Origin of the sequence: Sphingobacterium sp. UBA5789 (assembly GCF_002418355.1) — a bacterium.
In the GTDB taxonomy this organism is placed as follows: domain Bacteria; phylum Bacteroidota; class Bacteroidia; order Sphingobacteriales; family Sphingobacteriaceae; genus Sphingobacterium.
Genome location: NZ_DIDX01000007.1, coordinates 181,939 through 207,305 on the forward strand (window position 1 = coordinate 181,939; position 25,367 = coordinate 207,305).

15 protein-coding genes and 1 pseudogene are annotated in these 25,367 nt (G+C 39.5%); 5 read left to right on the forward strand and 11 right to left on the reverse strand.

Going from position 1 to position 25,367, the window contains the following annotated elements; genetic code table 11:
• The first annotated feature begins 28 nt into the window (after window positions 1-28).
• Both B4B65_RS18185 and B4B65_RS18190 read left to right on the forward strand, forming a co-directional pair.
• Window positions 29-478: a KTSC domain-containing protein gene (locus tag B4B65_RS18185; protein ID WP_293917628.1), complete on the forward strand. Its 450-nt coding sequence runs from the start codon at window positions 29-31 to the stop codon at window positions 476-478.
• 284 nt (window positions 479-762) lie between these two features.
• Window positions 763-951: pseudogene (locus B4B65_RS18190) on the forward strand (OmpA family protein); the annotation flags it as partial.
• Between the two features lie 141 nt (window positions 952-1,092).
• On the opposite strand, the gene B4B65_RS18195 reads toward B4B65_RS18190, so the two are convergent.
• The 6 genes from B4B65_RS18195 to B4B65_RS18220 all read right to left on the reverse strand — a co-directional run bounded on the left by B4B65_RS18195 (window position 1,093) and on the right by B4B65_RS18220 (window position 11,915).
• The gene (locus B4B65_RS18195) at window positions 1,093-2,313 is read right to left on the reverse strand and encodes a DEAD/DEAH box helicase (protein ID WP_293917630.1); all 1,221 of its coding nucleotides are present in this window, start codon (window positions 2,311-2,313) and stop codon (window positions 1,093-1,095) included.
• Between the two features lie 375 nt (window positions 2,314-2,688).
• On the reverse strand, window positions 2,689-4,023 hold the full coding sequence (locus B4B65_RS18200; protein WP_293917632.1) for a DUF5125 domain-containing protein: 1,335 nt from the start codon (window positions 4,021-4,023) through the stop codon (window positions 2,689-2,691).
• 8 nt (window positions 4,024-4,031) lie between these two features.
• Window positions 4,032-5,507 carry a glycoside hydrolase family 30 protein gene (locus B4B65_RS18205; RefSeq protein WP_293917634.1) on the reverse strand — a complete coding sequence of 492 codons (1,476 nt, stop codon included), beginning with the start codon at window positions 5,505-5,507 and terminating at the stop codon, window positions 4,032-4,034.
• A gap of 39 nt (window positions 5,508-5,546) precedes the next feature.
• Complete coding sequence (locus B4B65_RS18210) at window positions 5,547-7,067, reverse strand: RagB/SusD family nutrient uptake outer membrane protein (protein WP_293917636.1); 1,521 nt, start codon at window positions 7,065-7,067, stop codon at window positions 5,547-5,549.
• 11 nt (window positions 7,068-7,078) lie between these two features.
• Window positions 7,079-10,063 (reverse strand): SusC/RagA family TonB-linked outer membrane protein, encoded by a 2,985-nt coding sequence (locus B4B65_RS18215; protein WP_293917638.1) that lies wholly within the window; start codon window positions 10,061-10,063, stop codon window positions 7,079-7,081.
• A gap of 211 nt (window positions 10,064-10,274) precedes the next feature.
• Window positions 10,275-11,915: a DUF6377 domain-containing protein gene (locus B4B65_RS18220; protein ID WP_293917641.1), complete on the reverse strand. Its 1,641-nt coding sequence runs from the start codon at window positions 11,913-11,915 to the stop codon at window positions 10,275-10,277.
• 471 nt (window positions 11,916-12,386) lie between these two features.
• Between B4B65_RS18220 and asnA the strand changes: the two genes are divergently transcribed.
• Both asnA and B4B65_RS18230 read left to right on the forward strand, forming a co-directional pair.
• Window positions 12,387-13,394 (forward strand): aspartate--ammonia ligase, encoded by a 1,008-nt coding sequence (gene asnA / locus B4B65_RS18225; RefSeq protein WP_293917643.1) that lies wholly within the window; start codon window positions 12,387-12,389, stop codon window positions 13,392-13,394.
• A gap of 62 nt (window positions 13,395-13,456) precedes the next feature.
• Complete coding sequence (locus tag B4B65_RS18230; protein ID WP_293917645.1) at window positions 13,457-13,936, forward strand: GNAT family N-acetyltransferase; 480 nt, start codon at window positions 13,457-13,459, stop codon at window positions 13,934-13,936.
• An 81-nt stretch (window positions 13,937-14,017) separates the two neighbouring features.
• Here the strand turns inward: B4B65_RS18230 and B4B65_RS18235 are convergent, their stop codons facing one another.
• The 5 genes from B4B65_RS18235 to B4B65_RS18255 form a co-directional block, all read right to left on the reverse strand.
• Window positions 14,018-15,928 carry a class II glutamine amidotransferase gene (locus tag B4B65_RS18235; RefSeq protein WP_293917647.1) on the reverse strand — a complete coding sequence of 637 codons (1,911 nt, stop codon included), beginning with the start codon at window positions 15,926-15,928 and terminating at the stop codon, window positions 14,018-14,020.
• Between the two features lie 156 nt (window positions 15,929-16,084).
• A complete protein-coding gene (locus B4B65_RS18240) occupies window positions 16,085-17,398 on the reverse strand; it encodes an ammonium transporter (RefSeq protein WP_293917649.1) in 1,314 nt (437 codons plus the stop codon).
• Between the two features lie 199 nt (window positions 17,399-17,597).
• Entirely contained in the window at window positions 17,598-17,915 is a 318-nt protein-coding gene (gene trxA, locus B4B65_RS18245; protein WP_003001286.1) for a thioredoxin, read from the reverse strand.
• Between the two features lie 121 nt (window positions 17,916-18,036).
• On the reverse strand, window positions 18,037-22,461 hold the full coding sequence (gene dnaE / locus B4B65_RS18250) for a DNA polymerase III subunit alpha (protein ID WP_293917653.1): 4,425 nt from the start codon (window positions 22,459-22,461) through the stop codon (window positions 18,037-18,039).
• A 248-nt stretch (window positions 22,462-22,709) separates the two neighbouring features.
• The gene (locus B4B65_RS18255; RefSeq protein ID WP_293917655.1) at window positions 22,710-24,668 is read right to left on the reverse strand and encodes a sensor histidine kinase; all 1,959 of its coding nucleotides are present in this window, start codon (window positions 24,666-24,668) and stop codon (window positions 22,710-22,712) included.
• A gap of 267 nt (window positions 24,669-24,935) precedes the next feature.
• Between B4B65_RS18255 and B4B65_RS18260 the strand changes: the two genes are divergently transcribed.
• A complete protein-coding gene (locus B4B65_RS18260) occupies window positions 24,936-25,265 on the forward strand; it encodes a ubiquitin-like protein (protein ID WP_293917657.1) in 330 nt (109 codons plus the stop codon).
• Window positions 25,266-25,367: the final 102 nt, after the last annotated feature.

Here is a 25,367-nt window from a genome sequence, read left to right on the forward strand (position 1 = left end):
TCGTTAAAGAATGTCTACCTTTGCAGCCATGAAAAAAATTGCAGACTACAGAAGACTTTTGGACGTAGATAAATCGGTTGATCTTAAAACATTAAAATCGACTTACAGAACGATAATGAAAGAGTGTCATCCGGATAAATTTGTGAACGATGAAGAGGGAAGGATAGCCGCTGAGATCAAAAGTAAAGAAATGATAGAAGCATATCATTTTCTAGTCAGTATCTGTCCGGAAACACTGGAAAATCAATTACCTATATATACTTCGACTATAGCCAACTCTGCTATCGCCGATTTTGACTGGAAAGCACAGGTATTGGTTATTACTTTTCATGATGGAAGTCAGTATGAATATTTTGGTGTAGCAAAAAACGATTATATTAAGTTTATTAATGCCGATTCTCCGGGACGTTTTGCAAGAAGACATATTTTTCATTCCTACCCGTACAGAAATGTATTGAAGACTTCTGAACCCGTCTGATTACCCTGCGATCAGTACTTCAAAATTTAAAAAAAAACGCCTTTTAGAAAAAAACTAAAAGGCGTTTTTTTTGACATCTTTCCTTCAAAAAATTTATTAACAGACATCTGCGTTTATCCATCTTCCTACGCTGGATACTGTTTGTAATAACACCATCTCAACTTAGAAATCCCGAATTCAGCGAAAAAAAAACATTAGACAACAATATGTAGTTATATTTCCTCTAAAAAGGACAAGATATTCATTTGTGAAGTATCTAAAGTAGGACTAAAAGCGAATTATAAAGCCATACGGACAGCAGAGCTACAGCTAAATATAACATAAAATTATCTCAAAACAGAGCACAATCTGCCGTAGATTATATAGTAAGTCGCGGAATAGACCGAAACCGGCTTATTGTTAAAGGTTATGGAGAAACTAAATTGGTAAATAACTGTAAAGATGGTATTAACTGTACAGAAGCACAACATTAGGCTAATCGACCTACAGATATAAAAATACTGGATTATTAACTAACATTGAAGGTAAGATCTTTTATATTCTGTTAAAGACTATAAATAAAAACACGAACTTTTATGTCTGTAAAAGTTCGTGTTTTTATTTATCAATTCCTTTTAATCCTGTTTCTTAGCTACTTTCCTGAACGGCTTCTTTTTCCGGTGGAATTTCTTTTTCGCAGGCCGGCTTTTCGGGTCATATACAGGTCCCTCCGAAAATCCGTCAGGTAAAGGTATTTTTTCAATTTCATTACCTATCAATGCTTCAATTCTGCCAAAACGATTCTGGTCTTTCGTATTAATAAACGTTATAGCCGTACCTGTGGTGGCAGCTCTGGCAGTACGGCCTACTCTATGTACATAATCCTCCGGATCCGGAGGTACATCATAATTGATCACCAGACTTATTCCCACAACATCAATCCCTCTTGATATCACATCCGTTCCGACAAGTACACTCAGACGCTTACCTTTAAACTTGTTCATGACCTCTTCACGCTGAGTCTGCTCCAGATCGGAATGAAATGCTTCTGCAGCTATTCCCTTTTTTTGCAATTCATGGGTCAGCCTTTTTACAATTTCCTTCTTAGATGCAAAAATAATAACACTGGAGTAGCTATCATCAGAGAGAATAGTTTTGATCAATTCCGTTTTTTGTTCATCGTACACCAGATAGGCTTGTTGCTTTATGCCGTCTGAAGGTTTGGATATCGCTATATTTATTTCTGTAGGTTCATGAAGAATCTGTTTGGCCAGAGAACGGATCTTTGGAGGCATAGTAGCCGAAAAAAGTAAGTTCTGACGCTTGGCTGGCAAATAACTAATAATCCGCAGAATATCTTCATAGAATCCCATATCTAACATACGGTCAGCCTCATCGAGAATAAGATGTTCCAGTTTAGAAAAATCAAATTTGCCTGATGTCATGTGAGCAATTAATCTTCCCGGAGTGGCTACAATAATGTTTACCCCTTCCCGGATTGCTCTTTTCTGCTGCTCGTATCCCATTCCGTCACCTCCACCGTATACAGCAATAGATGTTGCTCCTGTGAAATAAGCAAGTCCCATAATCTGCTGATCAATTTGCAAGGCTAATTCACGTGTAGGAGCTAAAATCAAGGTATTGACATGTTCCGATTTACGGACTTCAATTTTATGTAATATAGGCAAGAGATAAGATGCGGTTTTGCCCGTACCTGTCTGCGCACAGGCAATAAGGTCTTTATCTTGGAGAATAACAGGAATAGCCTGTTCTTGTATAGGAGTTGCATCAAGATAACCCATACTGTCCAGCCCCTCCTCCAATAGAGGAGCCAAACCAAATTCGGTGAATTTCAAACTTTTATTTTATCGTTATACTGTAAAAACAGCATAATTTAGTGTTTTTTTCTCAAAGAAAGAAATTACAGAAGTATATATAACGGAATGCGTATTTAAAAATTCAAAAACAAACTTTGTTAAATTGTTGGTGAGGACACCAACAGACGCTGACAAGAAAGCAAAAAGCTGGTGCAAGAGTGTTACTCATACTAAGATAATAAAGGCAAAGCTGGTGCGAGCGTGCCGCTCGTACCAAAACCAAATTAAAAAAGTGACAAGCGGAGGCTTCAGCCAGTCATAGCCAGTTCAGCGACACTAACAAAAACAAGATCCCCTAATCTGCCAACCGGCAGATCAGGGGATCTTTTCCTTACTTTCGTTATTCCAAAGTAATTATTTAGCCTGCACAGTCAGCACAGCAGCTGTATTACCTGCACTGACATCCACGGTCAGGACATATGTTTTTCCATCTTCCAGTGTTTTACCAGTCACCAGTCCCAAATTGCCGGAATCTCTTCCGTTAGTTCCATTACCAATAAAAATCAGGTCTCCGGAGGTCTTTATAGCTGCAGCACCAAATTCACCACCCCATCCCTTTTGATGGAAAAATTTAAAGTTGATATTATCAAGCTTGATCGTTTCCTTTCCTTTAAATGTAATCTGATATCTCTTATTTCCGATTGGTGCCAGGCAAAGCGCTTTATCTGTATTCCAGCCAACCTGATTATTTACTACAGACGGTTTCCCTACTCCTTCTCCGATAATCCATATTGCTCCTGTTCCGTCTGCTTTCAGGGAAGCATAATTACTTCCATCCAGCGCTTCGACAATAAAATATTTATTCGGAAAATTGGCTGTAATTCTATAATTACCATTTATGGCATTAAAGGTGAGTTTTCCATTACTATCTTTCGTAAAGAAATCCGGATCTATCCACCAGTCTTTAAGATCCGAAAATCCATCGATAGTTACCTGATCTCCTTTGTTTATGGTCAGATCTGTTCTGAAATTATCATCATTAACCCGATTCAGGACTTTCTGATTAATCGCATAAGCAATAATAAAGGGAGATGCTTCGTAATTAAAGGTATTAAATGCAATAGTATAGGTACCTGATGAGGAGTTGGAAAAAGGAATCAGCGAAGTAGATCCAAGCGCTATTGCATTACTTTCCCATCCAAAGTTTATTTCATTACCATTTGCCCCCACTTTTGGAGCTTTGATGTACCCCTTAACAGAAAACGGAAAAACCTCTGTTGCAGCATATTGATTTGCTGCCTTTTTCTGCATCTTATATTCTTTCCCATCCGTAATCAGAGTCAGGTAAGGAAAATCAGGACGACTCACAACAAGGTCAAGAGATTGCTCTGTAATGGTCTTATTTATATTCTGCAGGACCAGTTTCAAGGTCGCTGTGCCATCAGGTACATTTTTGTAAAACGGGATAAAGATCTTACCGGAATATGTACCGTTATCTTTTGTCCGTATGACCGTTTCAGACACCTGATCATCTGTATAATACAGTTGAGCTTTAAGTGTAGATAAGGGCACAGCAGGATCAGACACCTGTATTTCAAAAGAAAGACTATCACCGAATAAAGCCGTTTTCAGTTCTGATTTCAGCGTCATCACCGGATTCCCGGGAGTTAATTTTTCATCCTTTTTACAGGAATAAAAGATTCCTATGCTATGCAGCAATAAAAATCCCGCTAATATACTTTTCTTCATGATTACTGTTATTTAGAAGTCCAACGATAGGAAACCACTGATTTTGCAGGTACCTGATAACTGAAATGATTCTTATTGTCATTGAATGTAATCGCACGGTTTTCATTTGAATTATTCAATAATACGACAGCATAACTGCCATCTACATTCTGGAATGCAGAATACTGTAATCCATCAGCAGTATATCCGGATGCTCCAATGCGTGTCGCTCCCGGTTTTACAACCGATGACAGATGTCCGATAATGTAGTAATGAGAATTACGGGTAATCGTTTTATAATTCGCCGAGTTGATATCTACAGCACCATAGCAAGTCTGACATCCCCCCTCACGGTTTGGTCCCTTCTCTGTATCCAACATCAGATTCCAGACAATAACCGCTCTGCTCCAGTTATTAACGGTACCCAATGCCACTTCCTGCATATCTTCCATCAACCTTGTAGACAGGTTACGTCCATCATTCCATGTACCTATAGAAGTCTCTGTAAAGATCAACTCTTTATCAGGTCTTTGCTGATGAATATCCAGCAGTTCCGATTTATTACCGCCATAATTGTGATAAGCTGCTCCGGCAAAGTAAGGTGCCGCTTCCTGATCTTTATAGATATTAACCGGGTAATCATTCTGACTCGCAATATTATCATAGTTATAATTATGATCGAAGGCATATATTTTTGTCTGCAGACCTGCAGCTCTCAATTGTGGTCCCAGCGCCTGTTTTACAAAGGCTTTCTGCTCCTCCCAGGTCATATACAAAGAAGCTGAATTACCTTTGTTCAACGGTTCATTCTGAGGCGTAATCGCGTCCACTTTTATTCCCTGAGCCGCCATAGCTTGTAGCCATTTGACAAAGTACGTTCCATAATTCTGATAATGCGCCGGATTAAGCTGACCTCCTGTCCATGAATTGTACGCTTTCAACTCCGTCAGATTGTTTACTTTCATCCAACGGGGACTTGTCCACGGTGATCCTATGATTTTCAGATCGGGATTAATAGCGAGTATCTCTTTTAATACCGGAATAATATAATCTTTCTCTTCCGATTGCAGTCCAAAGTTTTCTATTCCGGGCGTATCCCAGCAGGTATATTCACTCAATGAAAAATCTGAACATCCGATAGCTATACGGATGTAACTCATCCCCATACCCTCCTTATCTGAAAATGTTTCCTTCAGGAAAGCTGTCCGGTCTTCCTTTTTCATCTTCATCAGATTATAACAGGTGGATCCGGTTATTGCCGCACCAAATCCATCCATAGTCTGAAATTTGACGGCAGGATCCAATGTAATCGTATTGGGGGACATATTAAATTTGGTACTGAATGTTTTGTATTCCTTTTGGAAATCATAACTACGATTGTTGGTCGTTATATATACAGTGACATCTCCGCTTTCTGCAGAAGAAGAACCTTCGGAAGGGGTGTAGCTTTCGCGGTTGCATGAGCTTATAGTCAGCAAACACGAAAACAAAAATGTTAGAATCATATACTTATTATTATACTTGTTCATCTTTGATAGAGTTAATTAATATCCCGGATTTTGTACCAGATTCGGATTTTGATCAATTGCTGCCTGCGGCACAGGTAAACGGTATGAATTTGTATTAAACGGATAAACCAGAGGTTTGCGTCCGCTGTCTTTTGCAAATACAGCATTCATAACTTCTTCCACCTTATTCAGTCTGACCAGATCAAACCAACGTTGCCCTTCAAAAGCCAGTTCCAGACGTCTTTCTTTAAGAAGAGCGGTCAACATCGTTTCTTTTGATGCTTTTGCTGCTGTAGTAAGTTTAGGCAGTCCTGCGCGTACACGAATACGATCGATGATCTCAGCAGCAGCTGACAAGTCAGAACTCCCCTGCTGAATCAGCGCTTCAGCCTTCAGCAGCAATACATCTGCATATCTGTATTTGATAATACTGCTATTGGCGGAGCGCAGTTTATACATAAATGGATAATTGCTGGCCGGATAATAATTACTCCATTTGGCTACATAATACACAACAGACTGATTGAACCGTATTTGATCTCCCTCCTCCTGAAAAGCTTTGATCAGATCACGTGAAGGTGTAACCCACTTGGCCCAAGTAAAATTATTATCGTAATTGATCAGATCACGTCCAAACATCCAGGTGGCCCAGTTACCACTCCCCGGAAAAAACTGCGCTTCCAGAATAGATTCTTTTGTATTACGCATTTTCGCGTCTGTATTTCCGGCATTCATTCCAAACAGATCGCTAAAATCAGAAACCAGATCAAATCCGTCTGCAGTTACAGCATCGCAGTACTGAATAGCTTTGGCATAATCACGAAGCGGTTTTTCAACATAGATCTTGGCAAGCAATGTCTTGGCTACAGATTTAGAAAACACCGTTTTGTCTGAAGCAACACTATTAGGTGCATCCTGCAGCGCAGCAAGACAGTCTTTTTCAATTTGTTGATAGGCCTCCTGCTCGGTAGCCTGCTTTGGAAAGTACTGCGGGTAGACCTCTTCGAGTGTCTCTGATGTAATATCAGCTGCTTCTGTCGTAATCACAGGAATGCTTCCCCATATTCGTACCATATCGTACATAATCATCGCTCTGAAAATCATCGCTTCTGCCTTGTATTGCTTGCGTTCCTGTGCAGTGAGCGTATTATCCTTCACACTGTCAATGTTAACAATAAGTCGGTTTGCACGACCTATATCCTGCAAATACCGGTTCCAGTCCCGATTGACTACAGAGTTCGAACCTTCTATGGCATTATTCTCAAACGGAATAACCTCCGCTCCGGTTGTTCCGGCATACGCATTGTCCGCATGTGATTCTGCAATCAGCAACAGATCCAGATACCAGTGTTCCTGTCTGTCTCTCATCTGTTGATAAAGCGTCTTCATATGACTCAATACAGTTGCCTTATCTTTAAACACTACTTTTTTTCCTGTCTCCGTTACTCCTTCAGTGACATCTGAATAGGTATCTAACGGATCTCTGTTTAATGAACAGGACATCATTGTACATCCCATACAGCTCAACAAGAGAATTAATATATATCTTGATATCATAATCTTAACTATTAAAATCCAACATTTAATCCGACTACAAAGGAACGGCTGTGCGGATAAGTTCCCCAGTCAATTCCCTGTATTGCGCCATTATTTCCCCATTGATTGACTTCCGGATCCATTCCTGTATAATTTGTCCAGGTCAGCAGATTACTTGCCGATACATAGGGTTGCAGCTTGCGAATACCGATACGTCTGAGCGACTCAGATGTGATATTATAGCCAAGCGAGATATTCTTAAGACGCAGATAACTTCCGTCTTCAACGAAGTATGTAGAATTTTTGATATTAAATCCGGCTTTAGGGACATCTGTAATCTGTCCGGGGATCTGCCATCTGTCCAGCACACGTGTCGTCTGATTCTTACCATCATACATTCCCTCCGTCTCTATACGGCTGGCATTATAAATATCATTTCCATAAGCGCCTTGTATAAAAATACTCAGGTCTATATTCTTCCATGAAAAATTGTTCGTCATCCCATAGGTAAACTTCGGATTAGGATCTCCGATATAGGTCCGGTCCGAAGGAGATAATCTGCCGTCATTATTGAGATCCCGGTACATCAGCTCACCTGTTTCCGGATTTACACCATCGCTGATATACCCATAAAAACCACCCATTGAACGGCCTGGCTCATTCCGCACAACGGCTTCATTCACAACTCCGCTTGTAACAGCATCATTATAGATCTTCTGCATTTCCAGTTTCTCTAAGCGGTTACGATTAAACGAAATATTGAAATCCGTTTCCCACTTCAGTTCACCTGTCAGGTTCTTACTTCCTACAGTAGCTTCAAACCCTTTATTGATCATTTCCCCTTCGTTACGGGCAATATTACCTACGGCAGCAGAACCAGCCGGAAGTACCAGGTACATCAGCATATCCCGGGTATGTTTATAATAATAATCCAATGCAACATTCACACGAGCGTTGAATACCGACAGATCCACTCCAACATTTGATTGTCTTGTTGTCTCCCACTTCAGATCGGGAGTCCGCAGATTAGCCTGAGATATGGTCGGAAGAGCATTTTGCTGACCTTCTTTGAACCATTCGATCCGGCCAATATCATATCGTTGCAAATAGGCGTAGTCCCCTATCCCCGATTGATTTCCGGTCTCTCCCCATCCTCCCCGGATTTTCAGATCATTCAGCCATTCAGTATCAGACAGAAAATCCTCTGCAGACAGTCTCCATGCAGCAGATACAGAAGGAAATATTCCCCAGCGATTGTCCGGATGTATCTTTGATGATCCGTCTGCACGCACATTTGCAGTGACCAGATATTTACTGTCAAAGTTGTACATGACACGTGCAAAGTAAGACATGATTGCCCATGCTGAAGCACCTGATCCTGTATTATTCCAGGATATTTTATTTGCTGCATTCAGTGTCTGGATCAGATCGTTACGATAGTGAGAGCCATAAATGTAGTTATTGGTATATTTAGAATCCGTCCACGAACTTCCTAACATTGACTCTATATTATGTTTCCCGAAACTCTTGTTATAGGTCAGGACATTATCCCAGGTGAGCACCGTATTCATATTTCGCAAATCCGCTCCTTCTCCAAACTGATTACGTCCCCATGCAGTAGCGATAGGATCCAGAAATCTGGTATTTACAGCATTTCTTCTATCCAGTGTAAAGGAAGACTTAAAGGTCAGTTCAGGCAGAAAAGTGATCAATGCACTTCCACTGGCTAAAAGGCGGTTTTCCTTATCTTTATTATTAGCACTTCTGGCCAGATTTTCCAGCGGGCTGGTAATATTTCCTATTCCGTAAAAATTATTATAATACTGTGCAGGATTCTCCGGATTCCAGATCGGCGCATAGGTAGGTGTATTGATAACAGACAATACCACACCGCCACGATTAGCACCTGTACCTGTAGAAATGCCATTATTAGAATAATCCGAGTAGTTAACATTAGCACTTACATTCAACCACTTACGCACCTGATTATTAATATTAGCCCTGAAATTATACCGTTTAAAAAAAGCAGCGTTTAACACCCCTTTTTCGTCAACATAGCCTGCCGAAAGGAAGTATTTCAGCTTTTCTGTACCGTCAGAGATAGAAAGTTGATAATTCTGCAACTTACCGGTTTTGTAAGCCTCCTTAAACCAGTCTGTCTGGTCTTTTAGATTTGCCGGTAAAGAGACCAACCCGATTTCATTCTGCAAGTCGCGATATTGATCGGTATTGAGTACATCAAATGAATTGGCCACCACATTGTGGGTAAGCTGTGCATTCAGATCTATTTTTGCTTCACCTGCAACTCCGGATTTGGTTGATATCAGAATTACGCCATTGGCGGCTCTGGAACCATAGATCGCTGCGGAGGAGGCATCTTTTAAAATCTGCATACTTGCAATATCATTCGCAGAGAGAAAACGTATATTATCTACTGGTACTCCATCGACTACATATAACGGATCGTTACTACCATTAAAAGAAGTCGTTCCGCGCACACGGATAGACATTTCCGCTCCCGGAGTACCGTTAGGTTGTATAACCGATACACCAGCTGCTTTGCCCTGAATGGCCTGACCTACATTCACAATCGGTCGCTGATCCAGATCTTTTGTTGATACAGAAGAAATTGCAGTGGTGACATCTTTACGTTTGGCGGTACCGTAGCCGATAACAATGACATCTTCCAGCTCATTCATGGCCGACTGTAATGCTACAGAATGTGAAGATGTAGTTGCCGTAATGTTCTGCGGATTGTAGCCGACATAAGTCACTACAAGTACAGCATTACGGGGTACCTTAAGTTCATACCGTCCATCCTGTCCTGTCAATGTACCGTTGGAAGTCCCCTTCTGTACAACTGACACCCCCGACAGCACCTCCTTCGTTTGTGCATCTGTTATGATTCCTCTTACCGTAATACTTTCCTGTGCAAATAACACAGACTGGCATAGTATCAACAGCATCATCGGAAACAGATAGATGAACGACTTACCTTTTTGGATAAAAAGCTTCATAATGTTTTAAAATTGATGATTTATTTGATTGGTTATTATTCCTCATACGATCTGCATAAAGAGCCGACCGTGATATGACCAAAGTTATAAAAGCGGGACTCCGCTTTTAAGAGTGTATAGTGAAAAAGTACTTGAAAACAAATACAAATAACTGAAAATAAACATATTAACAAAATAAATGTATTGCAAAAAGTACCTGTTTAAGAAGCAATTAATGATTATTCCGCACTTTAAGGCCTATTTGACGAACGATATCTTCGAAATCAGCCCGTTCTACGGCAGCCTTATTTCGTACTTTCGTGCGGTAATTGTAGACGGTACGAAGGGAATATCGCAGAAAACCTGCGATCTTGACACTATCAGTTATTCCTAACCGGATCAGCGCAAATATACGGAGCTCTGTATTCAGCAGTTCTCCTTTCTTAGGCCAGATCTGTTCTTCGGCAAGCAACAGACTATTAAAATCCTGAATGAAGGCAGGATAAAGATTGAGAAAAATACGGTCAAAGTTTTTATACAATTCTTCCACCTCATGTTCCACTATTCTGGTAGATTTCAACTGTTCGATCAGTGGTTTGATCTGATTATTGGAAGCCTGTTTGAGTACAGACTTCCGGAGATCTTCCATCTTATCTATATAAGAGGAACACATATCAAAAAAACGTGCAATATATTCTTCCTTGATGTGGTTAGATTCCGACAGATTCATATTGACAACGGAAAGGTCATCATTTAAATCCTTTAACCTTTCATTTGTTTCCGATAATGCCTTCCGGGTCTTCGCCAAATGATTCATCTGTCTGTACAGATATACAATACCTGCAATCAGCACCACAGATAATACACTGATAAGAATGAGATATATTAAAAGAAACTTTTTTTGTTGTTCAATACGCTGCTGATAAGCAGCATTGATCAAAGGATAGAAGGAAGTACCTTCAATAACACGATATCTTACATTCGAAACCATGGCATCATCTATAGCTTTCTCAATAAGCTTAAATGCCCTGTCAAAATCTCCTTGTTCATAATAACTCAATGCCAGATCCTGTAAGGAAGCATTATCCCGTGTGGCATGTTCTATATCTGCACAGGCTGATACAGCATAATAATACTTCTTCTTTGGGATATCATTATTTTGCTGATAAATCAATCCTAAAAAATAGGCTGTCATGGCTTTATTCTCCAGATCATTCTGATACGTATCTAATAATTTCAGCAACATCCCTTCAGCTGCATTTCTGTCTCCTTTAAACAACGTCTGGGTAGCCTTTACGATTGCATACTGCTCAGAAGAACGGTCAAGAACAGAAAGCAATGAATCCCGGTATAATTCACTTTGCTGATAATAGGTGCTCATATTATTACTCTGGCCGTAGTGACTGTAAAAAGAGCTGTATGTCTCATAATATGGAGGCAAAAACTTCGGATCAAGCTTATTCCGATCAATATTCTCCAACAATTTCTTGGATTCAATATAGCGACCAACAGTAGAATACAATGCAGTAAGATCAAGGTCTACACGGATTCGCAATTTATCATCTTTCAATTCATGGGCTAATCTCTGACACTTCACTACATATGCAATCGCTGAATCCGACTGAAACTTTCTGTACCCTTCATAAACCCGGTAATTAGCGTCAAAATATTTTCTTGGTTCCCATTTAACCAATGCAGCCTGTTGCTTCAGACCAGCAATCATATCCTCTCTCTTTTTTACAAAATAATGTTGACGCCGGATCAGATCATCCAGTTTTTTCTCTACATCCGAATACGGCAAAAGATTCTGCTGTCCAAAAACATCTGCAGAAAACAAAAACATCATTGCAAAAAAGAAATATACAATACGCATTAAGGAATTAATCTTTTTGGTTACTCAATAAATGGGTCTGTGTGTATTTACAATAGGGTACTTACACGAATTCGCATCCTTTTCGATATACAATCCTGAATCTCAAGGTTTCACATCTTATAAAGGCCTATATCTACGAAAAATACGCGGAAATGCAACATAAATACATTCAAAGATAGGGATTTTACATGGAGTTTGGTTTTATTAAGTCAATAAGGAAGTATCGTAAAAATCCGGCCTCTCGTTAAAAATTAATCAACAATACAACAGCATTAAAATAATATTATCAACAAAACTTCCATTTGAATTAAATTATAGTATTTTTGTTAACGTAATAATATGAGGTTTCACATCATAAGCGGAACAAAGTAAAACTTAGGTTTGCATGCAATCTACATTATGATCTGGAGATAAATCCACAATCGAATGTCTTTTTTTTAAGAAAAGGCATTTTTAATAAAAATATACTTCATGGAAGGAAGAGAACTACTGAGAACAGAAGTGGCTATTAGTTTTGTAAAAGACACTTTTTCACAACAGTTAAAACACAATTTAAATTTAATACCGATCTCCTCACCCCTGGTGGTACTGGATGGTACAGGTATCAACGATGATCTGAACGGCATAGAACGTCCTGTAGCTTTTCCAATCAAAGCACTGGAAGAGCGTCTTGCTGTTGTCGTACATTCACTGGCAAAATGGAAAAGACTACGTCTCCGTGAACTGGATATGCATGCCGGAGAAGGTATTCTTACAGATATGCGCGCATTACGCCCGGACGAAGATTATACTCCTATCCATTCGATCTATGTAGACCAGTGGGATTGGGAAAAAGTAATTTTGCCCGAACAACGTAATCTGAATTATCTTAAAGAAACAGTCCTGAGGATTTATGAATCTTTAAAATTCACAGAACATCAGGTCGAAAAACAATATCCGGTCATAAAAGCTATTCTACCGGATACGATTACTTTTATCTCTTCGGAAGAATTATTGCAAAAATATCCCTCATTCACTCCAAAAGAAAGAGAAAATGCAATAACCAAAGAATTTGGTGCTGTATTCCTGTATGGCATCGGTGGCGAACTAAGCAATGGTAAAGCACATGACGGACGTGCGGCTGATTATGACGACTGGAGCAGTGCAAATGAAAACGGATACAACGGCCTGAATGGAGATATTCTGGTATGGAATCCTATTCTTAACAGTGCATTTGAACTTTCATCTATGGGTATACGCGTAGACAAAAAGGCATTGCAATATCAGCTCGAAATTCGGAATAACACAGAAAGAGCATCACTTACTTTTCATAAAATGCTCCTTGACGGACATCTTCCTGAATCCATAGGCGGAGGGATAGGCCAATCCAGAGTCTGTATGTTTATGCTAAAAAAATCGCATATAGGTGAAGTACAGGTCAGTATCTGGGATGAGCAGGAAAAAGAAAATCTTAGAATTCAGGGAATCAATATTCTGTAGTCTGCGGTTATAAACAGAAGGCCTGATCCGTTCAGACCTTCTGTCATTATACATAAATACAAATGACCGAAAAAGCAACATTTACCATCAGAGAATACAAGGCAGATGATCAGTCTTCTGTCATTGGATTATTACGTCTCAATACACCCGAATATTTTTCTTCTGAAGAGGAACTCGATCTGATCCATTACCTTCAACATGAAATAGACCACTATTATGTTGTGGAATCTAACGGACTGATTATCGGATGTGGAGGTATTAACTTCGCTGAAGACAAAACGGTTGGAAAAATCAGCTGGGATATTCTTCACCCGGATTTTCAGGGGCAATCCATAGGAAGTGCATTACTGAAATACCGGATAAAGGAATTACAGCAAACCTATCACATTCAGAAAATAACTGTCAGGACATCCCAACTTGTTTACAGGTTTTACGAAAAGAACGGATTTGTACTTACGAAAATAGCCAAAGATTACTGGGCTCCGGGTTACGACCTTTATAGTATGCGATACGATCCGGAAGCACTTCAAAAACAGCTTTAATAAGATTACATCATAACATTAAACAAAAAAAGGTCTTATGCAATGCAGCATAAGACCTTTTTGATAAATTCTTATATTTCTTTAGTTACTGAAATATGCTCTTACATTTTTACCTTCAACCCAGTTCATAAAAGCTTTATTCACAACTTTGTTTCCTCCCGGAGTCGGATAGTCTCCTGAAAAATACCAATCTCCTTTATGATCAGGAATAGCTGTATGCAGGTTATCCAATGTCTGGAAGATAACTTCTACATCTGCTTTTAAATGGTGAGGTTTAATGATCTTTGCAATTTCAGCAGAAATTTCTTCATTTGTAAATGGCGCATAGATTGCCTTTACATAATTCTCAATTTCTTCTTTATCTTTTGTCAGAGAAGCTACACACTTCTGATAAACTTCATCAATAATATGTGCTAGTCCACGTTGCTTTAACAGGTTAATTGCGGCCTCAAATGCTACAAACTCACCCATACGTGACATATCGATACCATAACAATCCGGGTAACGGATCTGTGGTGCAGAAGAAACGATAACAATCTTCTTCGGATTCAAACGATCCAGGATAGTCAGAATACTCTGTTTTAATGTCGTTCCTCTTACGATAGAATCATCTATAGCTACTATTGTATCTTTATCATCTCTGACGATACCATAAGTCGTATCGTACACATGCTGTACCATATCGGTACGGTCTGCATCTTGCGTAATAAACGTTCTTAATTTAGCATCTTTTACATTTAACTTTTCAAAACGTGGCGCCATACTCAGTACTTCTTCCAGTTCTGTGTCGGAAATTTTATCTTCCCGGTTTAATAAAGCCTGTTTCTGAAGATCACGCACATATGCATTCACACCTTCAGTCATACCGTAGTATGAAACCTCAGCAGTATTAGGTATAAAAGAAAATACGGTGTTTTTGATATCGTAATTTATAGATTTCAACACCAACGGAGTCAGGAGACGGCCCAATTCTTTACGTTCCTTGTAAATATCTGCGTCAGAACCGCGGGAGAAGTAAATACGTTCAAATGAACATGATTTTTTCTCAACCGGCTGGCGAAACATCTCTTCTGTGACAGTACCATCCTTTTTTGCAATGAGTGCATGTCCTGGCTTGATTTCTTTAACACTCCCGATAGGAATATTGAAAGCAGTTTGTATTACCGGTCTTTCTGAAGCAACAACAAGTATTTCTTCATCCTGATAATAGAATGCCGGTCTGATACCTGCCGGATCACGCATAACAAAAGCATCACCGTGACCAAATATACCGGCAATAGTATATCCTCCATCCCAGGTTTTGGCAGAACGGGTTAATATTTTGGCTACATCCAGATTTTTGGCGATCAATGAACTGATCTCCACATTAGAGTAGTCTTCTTTTTTAAACTTATCAAATAACTCCTGATTTTCATCGTCCAGGAAGTGTCCGATTTTTTCCAAAACGGTTACCGTATCCGCTTTTTCTTTTGGATGCTGTCCCAGCTCATACAGCTGTTGCAGCAATTCGTCCACATTTGTCATATTAAAATTCCCGGCTACAACCAGATTACGGCTCATCCAGTTATTCTGTCTCAGAAAAGGATGACAGCTCTCAATACTGTTTTTTCCGTGAGTCCCATATCTCAAATGTCCCAAAAGCACTTCACCGGTAAAGCTTACATGCTCTTTCAGCCAGGTTGTATCTTTCGATTCTTTAGGATATGCCTTCTGAACGGCAGCAAATTTCTTCTGAACGTATTCAAAGATATCTGCCACAGCTGATGAACCCATTGCTCTGTAACGGCTGATGTAACGGTTACCAGGTTGCGTATCAAATTTGATCGTTGCAATACCAGCACCATCCTGTCCGCGATTGTGCTGTTTTTCCATTAATAGATACAGCTTATTAATCCCGTAATAGGGCGTACCGTATTTTTCCTGATAATAAGAGAGGGGTTTTAACAATCGAATAAGTGCAATTCCGCACTCGTGTTTTATAGCGTCACTCATAGCTTGATTTGATGACGCAAAGTTACATATTATTTAAGAAAATATTTCATAAAAAGTCTTTCGAAAGTTTCTGTAATGTCATTTCTTATCCGATACAAAATACCCCTGTATATCGGATGATTTACAGGGGATTGCGGATGTTAGTCGTATGCTATATTATAATTTCTCATTATGCTGAGAAAGATCAAGTCCGATTTCTTCTTCTTCTTCACTCACCCGCAACGGAGAGATAAGGTCTGTAAGTTTTAACAAAATAAAAGCCAGGATAAGAGTAAAGAGCGTCGCCCCTATCAGACCGATTACATGTGCAACAAAAAGCGTTGTCTCACCAAAAAACAATCCGTCATGCTCTACAGCTCCGTTTATCGCTTTAGTAGCGAATATTCCGGTAAGCAGCATACCAACCATACCTCCCAATCCGTGACATGGAAACACATCCAGTGTATCATCCACTCGTGATTTAGTTCTCCAGTCTACGACCATGCGGCTGATGAGTGCAGCTACAGCACCAATAATAAGAGAGTGAGGTACGGTTACAAATCCCGCAGCAGGTGTTATGGCAACAAGTCCCACTACTGCACCGATACAGGTTCCCATTGCAGATGGTTTAATACCTCTTGCCGCATCAAAAAATATCCACATCAATGCAGCTGCACCTGAAGCCGCAGAAGTAGTTGCCAGCGCTGTAGCAGCTAACGCATTAGCTCCGAAGGCCGAACCGGCATTGAAACCAAACCACCCAAACCACAGCATACCCGTCCCCAGCATTACATATGTAATACGTGCCGGATTATGTGCATGAAAATCTTTACCCTGTTTAAGATAGATCGCTGCAGCTAATGCAGTCAGCCCTGCAGACATATGTACAACTGTACCTCCGGCAAAATCCAGGACACCAAGCTTGAAAAGCACACCATCCGGATGCCAGGTAGCATGCGCCAGCGGAGCATAAATAAAAATAAAAAACAAACAGATAAACAAAATATAAGAGGTAAAACGTATACGTTCTGCCACAGCACCTGTTATCAATGCAGGAGTAATAATTGCAAATTTGAGCTGATACATGGCAAATAATGTAAATGGAATTGTCGGTGCTCCCGGCCATGGTTTACCTCCTATTACATGCTCAAACATAAAATAGGTACGGGGATCGCCTATAATGCCGCCAATAGAATTCCCAAATACCAGACTGAAACCGAATACAACCCATATTACTGCTACTACAGCCATACAAATAAAACTCTGCAACATCGTAGAGATTACATTCTTCTTTTTCACCATTCCTCCATAAAAATACGCTAAACCCGGAGTCATAATCAAAACCAGAGCAGTAGATGTCAACATCCAGGCGGTATCCGCACCCGAATACTCAAAATCACCCCCACTAACAGGAACTGAAGGAAAAATCAGAGCTAAAATCAAAACCGCCAACATAAAAATCAGCGGAAAAACAGACTTTTTACTTTTCATATTTAATATTACACTTTATAATTATCCAAAAATATATTAATTCATCAAAAAATCAACACAAAAAGTATATTTTTTTCAAAAAATATTTAAAAACACAATCATATTTAAAATAAAAAGCATCAATAAGGATAAAATTAGCAACAAAAAAAAGGAGATGATCATTGATCATCTCCTTTCTGAGATTAAAACCTCTTATTTCTTAAAACTGTTTGTTCAGTTTCTCCGTCAATACTGATTTTGGCACTGCTCCCACTTGTTTATCCACGATCTCTCCATTTTTGAAGAACAATAGTGCAGGAATGTTACGGATACCGAAACGTACCGAAATTTCAGGATTACTGTCTACATCAACTTTTCCAACAACAGCTTTACCTTCGTATTCCTTAGCGATTTCTTCTACAACAGGACCTACCATACGGCAAGGACCACACCATTCTGCCCAAAAATCTACCAATACCGGTTTATCTGATTTTAATACCAATTCTTCAAAATTGCTGTCTGTAATTTCTAAAGCCATAATTATCTTTTTTTTAAATAATGATTTAAATCATTATGAGTTATCTCTTTAATCTATAACAAAGATAAACAACGTCATCTGATTTTTAGTCATCAACGGGTTAAATAATACCTATAGTATATCAATTCAATCTATAATTGACACCTTCAAACTGCTCGATTCCATCTAAAAATTCGTTTGTCAGGTTAATCTTAATAGTTTTTGCCGGCATCTCTATATTAAAGCCTTCCTGTACATCCACAATTTTGAATTTCAACTGACAATTGGCATCCTGTCCCTCTACCCTTGTACCGTCAATTAAATTCTTCATAAACAGTACAAATTCAGAATTGACAACCTGTAAAGGCACCTGTACTGTAAAACTTTTCGCCAGTTTGTCCCGAAGATCAGATAACAACTGAATATTTTTCAGTTCAAAACCCCAATTACCAACCTGCCTGAATCTCTCCTGCACTAAACCCCGGATCTGCACAAAGTAACCTTCCTGCAGGTAGCCTTTAAATTTGACATAATCCTCCCCGAAAACCATCATTTCAAATGAATCTGAATAATCTTCTATAACCAGTATACCAAAGGGTTTACCGTTTTTGGAAACACGATGATTTGCAGCAGCAATGATGCCACCGATAATCACCTCCTTATTTTTGATCTTATTAAACTCCAGCAATACATCCTCCTCTACTTCTGAAGCTTTAACTTTATTAATCAGCTGCAGTTCACTTACGTTATTCTGGCAGAAATGTTTAATCTCAAATTTATAATTGTCAAGCGGGTGACTGGTCAGGTAGATACCGATCACATCTTTTTCGTATTTGAGCTTTTCAATAAGTCCCCACTGCGGACACGGCGCCAGTACAGGTTCCGGAAGCTCAGCACTTCCACCTCCGCCAAACAGGCTCGCCTGCGCTGAGCTTTCATTTTCTTTGTGACGCTGACCAAACTTGACAGCTTTTTCCAGTCCGGTGGAGTTATCTCCGTCCACATGAAAATACTGGGCACGATGGGTATCCTTGAAACTATCAAATCCTCCGGCATAAGCCAGACTTTCGAACGCTTTTTTATTAGCGGCACGAAGATCTATCCTTTTGGCCATATCAAATACGGATTTATAAGGATTGCCTTCACGTGTCTGCACAATGGTATCTACAGCTCCTGCTCCTACTCCTTTTACAGCTCCCATTCCGAAACGGATAGCTCCGATATCATTTACAGTAAACTTATAATGGGATTCATTGACATCTGGACCTAATACTTCCAGCCCCATCCGCCGGCATTCTTCCATAAAAAAGGTTACCTGCTTAATGTCATTCATATTATTGGACAGTACGGCTGCCATATATTCAGCAGGGAAATGCGCTTTCAGATAAGCGGTCTGATAAGCCACCCATGCATAACAGGTAGAGTGCGATTTATTGAAGGCATAACTCGCAAAAGCTTCCCAGTCGGTCCAGATTTTTTCCAGCACTTTAGCATTATGTCCCTTCTCTACCGCCTGTGCTACAAACTTAGGCTTCATCTTATCCAGTACAGCCTTTTGTTTCTTACCCATCGCCTTACGCAATACGTCGGCATCACCTTTTGAGAATCCGGCGAGTTTTTGCGACAGGAGCATTACCTGTTCCTGATAGACCGTAATACCATAAGTTTCTTTCAGATACTCCTCACAGGCATCCAGATCGTATACAATCGGCTCTATCCCGTGTTTACGTTTAATAAAACTTGGGATATACTCCATTGGTCCCGGACGATACAGGGCATTCATCGCAATCAGATCGGCAAACACTGTTGGCTTGAGATCCTTCATGTGTTTCTGCATACCGGGCGACTCGTACTGGAATACACCTATCGTCTCACCACGTTGGAATAATTCATATGTTAACTGATCATCTATCGGGAAATTATCGGGATCAAGATCCAGATTATGTCTCAATTTGACGTTAGCAACTGTATCCTTAATAAGAGTTAATGTCTTTAACCCCAAAAAGTCCATCTTCAGGAGACCCGCACTTTCTACCACGGAGTTATCAAACTGCGTGACATAAAGATCAGAGTCTTTCGCCAACGAAACCGGGACGAAATTAGTGATATCATCCGGCGTAATAATAACCCCACAGGCGTGAATACCTGTATTCCGCATAGAGCCTTCGAGTACTCTTGCCTGCTTGATTGTCTCGGCTTCAAGGCCGGCGCCATCAGCAAGAGAGATAAGTTTATGAACAGCTTCGAGCTCTTCAGCCCGAAGGGCTTCCTTCAATGCTTTTTCATCCATATTGAAGATCTTGCTCAGCTTGAGATTAGGAATCAGCTTGGCAATCTCATTGGCTTCTGCAAGCGGAAGATCCAATACACGGGCTGTATCTTTGATCGAAGATTTGGCGGCCATAGTTCCATACGTAATGATCTGTGCAACCTGAGAAGCACCGTACTTATCAATTACATATTGCATGACCCTTCCCCGGCCTTCATCATCAAAGTCAATATCAATATCGGGCATGGATACACGATCCGGATTCAGGAAACGTTCAAAAAGCAAATCGTACTGAATCGGGTCGATATTTGTAATACCCAGACAATAAGCAACGGCTGATCCGGCAGCAGATCCACGTCCCGGACCTACAGAGACCCCCATATTGCGGGCTTCGGCAATAAAATCCTGAACAATAAGAAAATAACCCGGATATCCTGTCTTTTCAATTGTAGCCAGTTCAAAGTCCAGCCGCTCCCGGATATCATCTGTAATCTCTGCATATCTTTTCTCTGCACCTACATAAGTGAGATGTGCCAGATACTTGTTCTCCCCTCTTTTACCCCCATCTTCATTATCTTCCTGTACCTGGAACTGTTCCGGGATTTCAAACTTAGGAAGCAAAACATCCCTGTTGAGTTTGAAAATTTCTACTTTATCAATAATCTCCTGAATATTGACAATGGCCTCCGGAAGATCGGCGAATACCTTCTTCATTTCAGAAGCAGGCTTAAAATAGTATTCCTGATTGGGCAATCCAAAGCGGAAACCACGACCTCTTCCCTTTGGCGTAGAAAGCTTCTCTCCGTCTTTTACACAGAGTAAGATATCATGAGCATGTGCATCCGCTTTATTGACATAATACGTATTGTTCGTTCCGATGACTTTTACTTCATGCCTGCGCGCCAGAGCAACTAATGTTTCATTGACACGGTTTTCATCTTCCTGTCCATGACGCATAACCTCGATATAGAAGTCTTCCCCAAACTGTTCTTTCCACCAGATCAGTGCTTCTTCCGCCTGATTCTCTCCGATGTTGAGTATCTTATTCGGGATTTCACCCTGTAAATTACCCGAAAGAACGATAATATCTTCTTTGTACTGTTCTACGACTTTTTTGTCAATACGCGGTACATAATAAAATCCTTTTGTATACGCTACCGATGACATTTTTGCCAGATTATGATAGCCATTTTTATTTTTAGCCAGGAAGACAACCTGATAACCATTATCTTTCCGACTCTTGTCAAGGTGATCCTCACAGATAAAGAACTCACATCCTACAATAGGTTTGACTATAATCTCAGTAGGTTCCTCTCCGTTATCTATAAGTTCCTGATTTTTGGTTTCCGCATCCTTATTATGACCGAGTACACGGCTTACAAAATGGAAAGCCCCCATCATATTTCCATGATCGGTCAGGGCTACTGCGGGCATTTTATTTTTAACAGCCGCGTCAACCAGACCTCCTATAGAAATGGTAGATTGTAAAACTGAGAATTGAGAGTGATTATGTAAATGAGCAAATACAGCATCATCCAAGGCAGCCGCAGCTTCCTGATCAATGACAATTTCATCTGCTCCTGAAGTTTGCTGACGGGCTCTGATCTCATCTGAAGCCTTTTTAAGGTTCAGGTGTTTGAGACCTACTGTTTCTATCGGTCCAGGATTGTGCGTTTTAAACTCAACAAAGTATCCGGTATCCTGCTGAAGCTGATCTAATGTAAAAACCTCAAGACGTACTAATTCAAGAAAACAACGGGTCGTTGCTTCCACATCGGCGGTTGCATTGTGTGCTTCGGCAAAAGGAACTCCAAAAAGATAAGTGTGTAATTCCGTCAGATTAGGAAGTTTAAACCGACCTCCACGTCCACCGGGAAGTTTCAGCAATTCAGCTGTTACTTCCGTACAGGTATCCAGCACAGGCATTACAGCCATAGGAGACTCTACTCCGTAACGGTAGAATTCACATCCCATGATATTCACGTCAAACCCTATATTCTGTCCGACAACAAATTTGGCTTTTGCCAATGCTTCATTGAATTTAACCAGTGCTTCCTGAATCGGAATACCACGCTCCTGAGCTAGCTCTGTAGATATACCATGTATCTTTTCAGAGTCATAAGGGATATTAAAGCCATCCGGTGCGATGAGAAAATCTGCATGCTCCACCATATTTCCCATATCATCATGAAGCTGCCATGCAATTTGTATACATCTGGGCCAGTTATCGGTATCCGTAATCGGTGCATCCCATCTTTTAGGTAAACCTGTAGTTTCCGTATCAAAAATTATATACATATCGTCCTTCCTTATCCTTTTCTTACTGCGACCTGAGCAACATAAAATATACAGCTCAAAGCTTCCATGAAGTTACAAAATTACTAAAGATTTCCAGTCATCTCACTTTAAAAAATGGGATATCTTTTATCCTGTTAATCTACAATAAATTATAAGCAAAGGTTCAGGAGTTCAGAAACAAAGCCACAGCATGCAGCAAGACATCACCGACACAGCAACAAACACAGAAGACACTATCTACCAACACCTTACCCCTCACCAAATAACAACTCTATGCTGACACTTGTACCTTCACCCTCAACAGAGCTTATATCTACATTTCCTTTCATGTAGGAAGCACGCATTCTTACATTCTGCAAGCCTATACCTTTCCCCTGCTGCTCTGTTTGACTGACATCAAATCCTGTCCCGTTATCTTCGACAGTAATGAGAAATCCCTCATCATTCTGAAAACATTGTACGATGATTCTCGTCGCATTCCCATGACGGATAGCATTGTTTAATAATTCCTGAATAATCCTGTAAATATTGGATTGTACGCCTAGAGGAGTATCACTTTTTATCTCGTCACATTGCAAATCAATAACCAGACCTTCACGATGTAGAGATGTACATAAATCTTCTAAAGCCACTGTAAGTCCGGAACGAACTAATGTTTCAGGCATCATATTACGGGCAATATGCCTTAGCTCGCTAATACTATTATCCAGTTGTGTACGTATATCGTTAATACTTGTTGTATCAGCTTCCGCTGCGAGTTTATATTTAATACCGACCAATGCACCTCCGAGGCCATCGTGAAGATCACGTGCCAAACGGCTTCGTTCCTGTTCTTCACCGGCCAGCATAGCCTGCGCAAATTTCAATTCCTGCTGTTGCTTTAAGATGCCAAGTTGTTGTTGTGCCTGTTTTTTGTGTTGCTTGTATAAATATATAAATACAGAAAGGACACAGAGTAATAAACAGGCACCAATACCTAGTATCCAGCTAAATAAGAGCTGATTCTTTTGTTGCAGCTGCGTCTGTTGCTTTTCAGCTTCTAACTGAACTATTTTTTTCTCTTTTTCTGCTGTTTTAAATTTAATTTCAAGATCCGCTATTTCTTTCTTCGTGTTTGCTTCATAAATGCTATCCTTTAATGTTGCATGGTTCTTCATCCAGATAAGTGCATTTTTGTAGTCACCCATTTCTTTATAGGTATCAGAAAGATCCAATGCAATTTGCTGCCGGTTATTTGCCATCTCAAAAGGGATATTTTCCATTACTGTATATAACTCTTTCAGCGCAAGGGGGAATTTTCTCTGATTAAAATAGACATTAAAGTATTGATACCTGAGGGTATTCAGCTCATACGGCATATCCAGTTCTGTAGCAACAGCTATAGCTTCTTTAATATATTCTTCTGCTTTATTGTAGTCTTTTCTATGCTGATAGTACATAGATGCTGTTTCTCCCAATATGAGATGCGCAACAGATTTAGGTATAGTGCGCAGTATGGTTTCCGCTTTCCGGATATAAGCTGTGGCTTTTTCAGACTTTTTGGATTCTACATATACACGTGCAAGATCTAACAGTATGATGGCGTATCTGTCTTTTGAAAGGTTATGCTGCTCATAATACCGGATACTCTTTTCGTAATATTCAATCGCCTTATCGTATGTGGCTGTATTTGCAAATGCCATTCCTATGTTTCCATAGGATCGTGCAACCCATTCATAATCTTCTGCCAGTTCTGCTGCAGGAATGGCTTTTTTAATCAGTATTTCTACCATCCCTTTCTTGTCATCTTTGTGATCGAGCATCATCGCATAATTATGCCAGCTCTTGACCTGAAACTCATAGCTTTCTTTGCTTTTATGCTTAGCAAATAAAAGGGCGGCCTGCTTATATAAGTCCATACATTCCTGCGTCTCTCCATCCTTAATAAACAAATAACTTCCTTTATAAAAGGCATAGAGTGCATTCAGATAACTATTTTTTCCGCTTAATTGCCTGGCTTTCTCCAGGTATTTCAAAGATTGCAAGGTATCCTTTTGTTTGACCCAATGATTAGAAAGCAGGTAAGCAGACCGGGCTTTAACACTGTCATTAGGGGCTGTTTGCAGTACTTTTGACAGACTATCGGTATAAATTTTATATTTGTTATCCTGCGCAACAGAATATGTGTATTGGAGTAGCAGTATAATAAAAAGAAGTAGTCGTTTCATAGATAAATTTTTACAGTTGTTGAAAACTGTTGGTTTGAGTTGTTTATTTCCCGCTCTGAATCTTCAAGATAATATGATCCCCTGATGGTATACAGAACAATTTTATTCTGATAGCGAATATAACGCTCTATATACGAAAATTAAAACATTTATATAAAGAGATTAAAATCATATCAAAAAAAATTAAAAAAAAATCAAAAAAAAATTATTAAAAGAAATTTTATTCGTAAATTCATTGTAATTTGTAAATTTAAAAACAATAAATTCATGAAAAAACTAATAAAAACTTACCTAATTATTTTCTTAGCAATTTCATTTACCCCATCATTTGGTTTTAAAAAAAACACATGTAGCTACGTCTCAGAAAACACTTTAGGTTATCAAATTTTCGTAAAAACACTTACGGGCAGAACTTATACCATAAATGTAAATTCTTCAGATTACATATCTCAAATCAAAGCTATGTTACAAACAAAAACCGGTATTGAAGTTTCGAAACAAAGATTAATTTTTGCAAGCAAGCAATTGGAAGATAACAAAACATTAAGCGATTATAATATTGTTAAAGAAAGCACAATTTTTCTAGTTGAACGTTAATGGTTCCACAACAATCATGACTTAACATTTCCTATGTCATTTTTGAAATTAGGAATGAACCATATATTTTTTTCAACATGACCAAGGTGAATTAATACATAG

Bases quoted from the DNA above. Each gene is read 5' to 3' on its own strand.
- B4B65_RS18185 (WP_293917628.1), top strand. From the start codon at position 29: ATGAAAAAAATTGCAGACTACAGAAGACTTTTGGACGTAGATAAATCG.
- B4B65_RS18200 (WP_293917632.1), bottom strand. From the start codon at position 4,023: ATGAAGAAAAGTATATTAGCGGGATTTTTATTGCTGCATAGCATAGGA.
- B4B65_RS18205 (WP_293917634.1), bottom strand. From the start codon at position 5,507: ATGATTCTAACATTTTTGTTTTCGTGTTTGCTGACTATAAGCTCATGC.
- B4B65_RS18210 (WP_293917636.1), bottom strand. From the start codon at position 7,067: ATGATATCAAGATATATATTAATTCTCTTGTTGAGCTGTATGGGATGT.
- B4B65_RS18215 (WP_293917638.1), bottom strand. From the start codon at position 10,063: ATGAAGCTTTTTATCCAAAAAGGTAAGTCGTTCATCTATCTGTTTCCG.
- B4B65_RS18220 (WP_293917641.1), bottom strand. From the start codon at position 11,915: ATGCGTATTGTATATTTCTTTTTTGCAATGATGTTTTTGTTTTCTGCA.
- asnA (WP_293917643.1), top strand. From the start codon at position 12,387: ATGGAAGGAAGAGAACTACTGAGAACAGAAGTGGCTATTAGTTTTGTA.
- B4B65_RS18230 (WP_293917645.1), top strand. From the start codon at position 13,457: ATGACCGAAAAAGCAACATTTACCATCAGAGAATACAAGGCAGATGAT.
- B4B65_RS18235 (WP_293917647.1), bottom strand. From the start codon at position 15,928: ATGAGTGACGCTATAAAACACGAGTGCGGAATTGCACTTATTCGATTG.
- B4B65_RS18240 (WP_293917649.1), bottom strand. From the start codon at position 17,398: ATGAAAAGTAAAAAGTCTGTTTTTCCGCTGATTTTTATGTTGGCGGTT.
- trxA (WP_003001286.1), bottom strand. From the start codon at position 17,915: ATGGCTTTAGAAATTACAGACAGCAATTTTGAAGAATTGGTATTAAAA.
- dnaE (WP_293917653.1), bottom strand. From the start codon at position 22,461: ATGTATATAATTTTTGATACGGAAACTACAGGTTTACCTAAAAGATGG.
- B4B65_RS18255 (WP_293917655.1), bottom strand. From the start codon at position 24,668: ATGAAACGACTACTTCTTTTTATTATACTGCTACTCCAATACACATAT.
- B4B65_RS18260 (WP_293917657.1), top strand. From the start codon at position 24,936: ATGAAAAAACTAATAAAAACTTACCTAATTATTTTCTTAGCAATTTCA.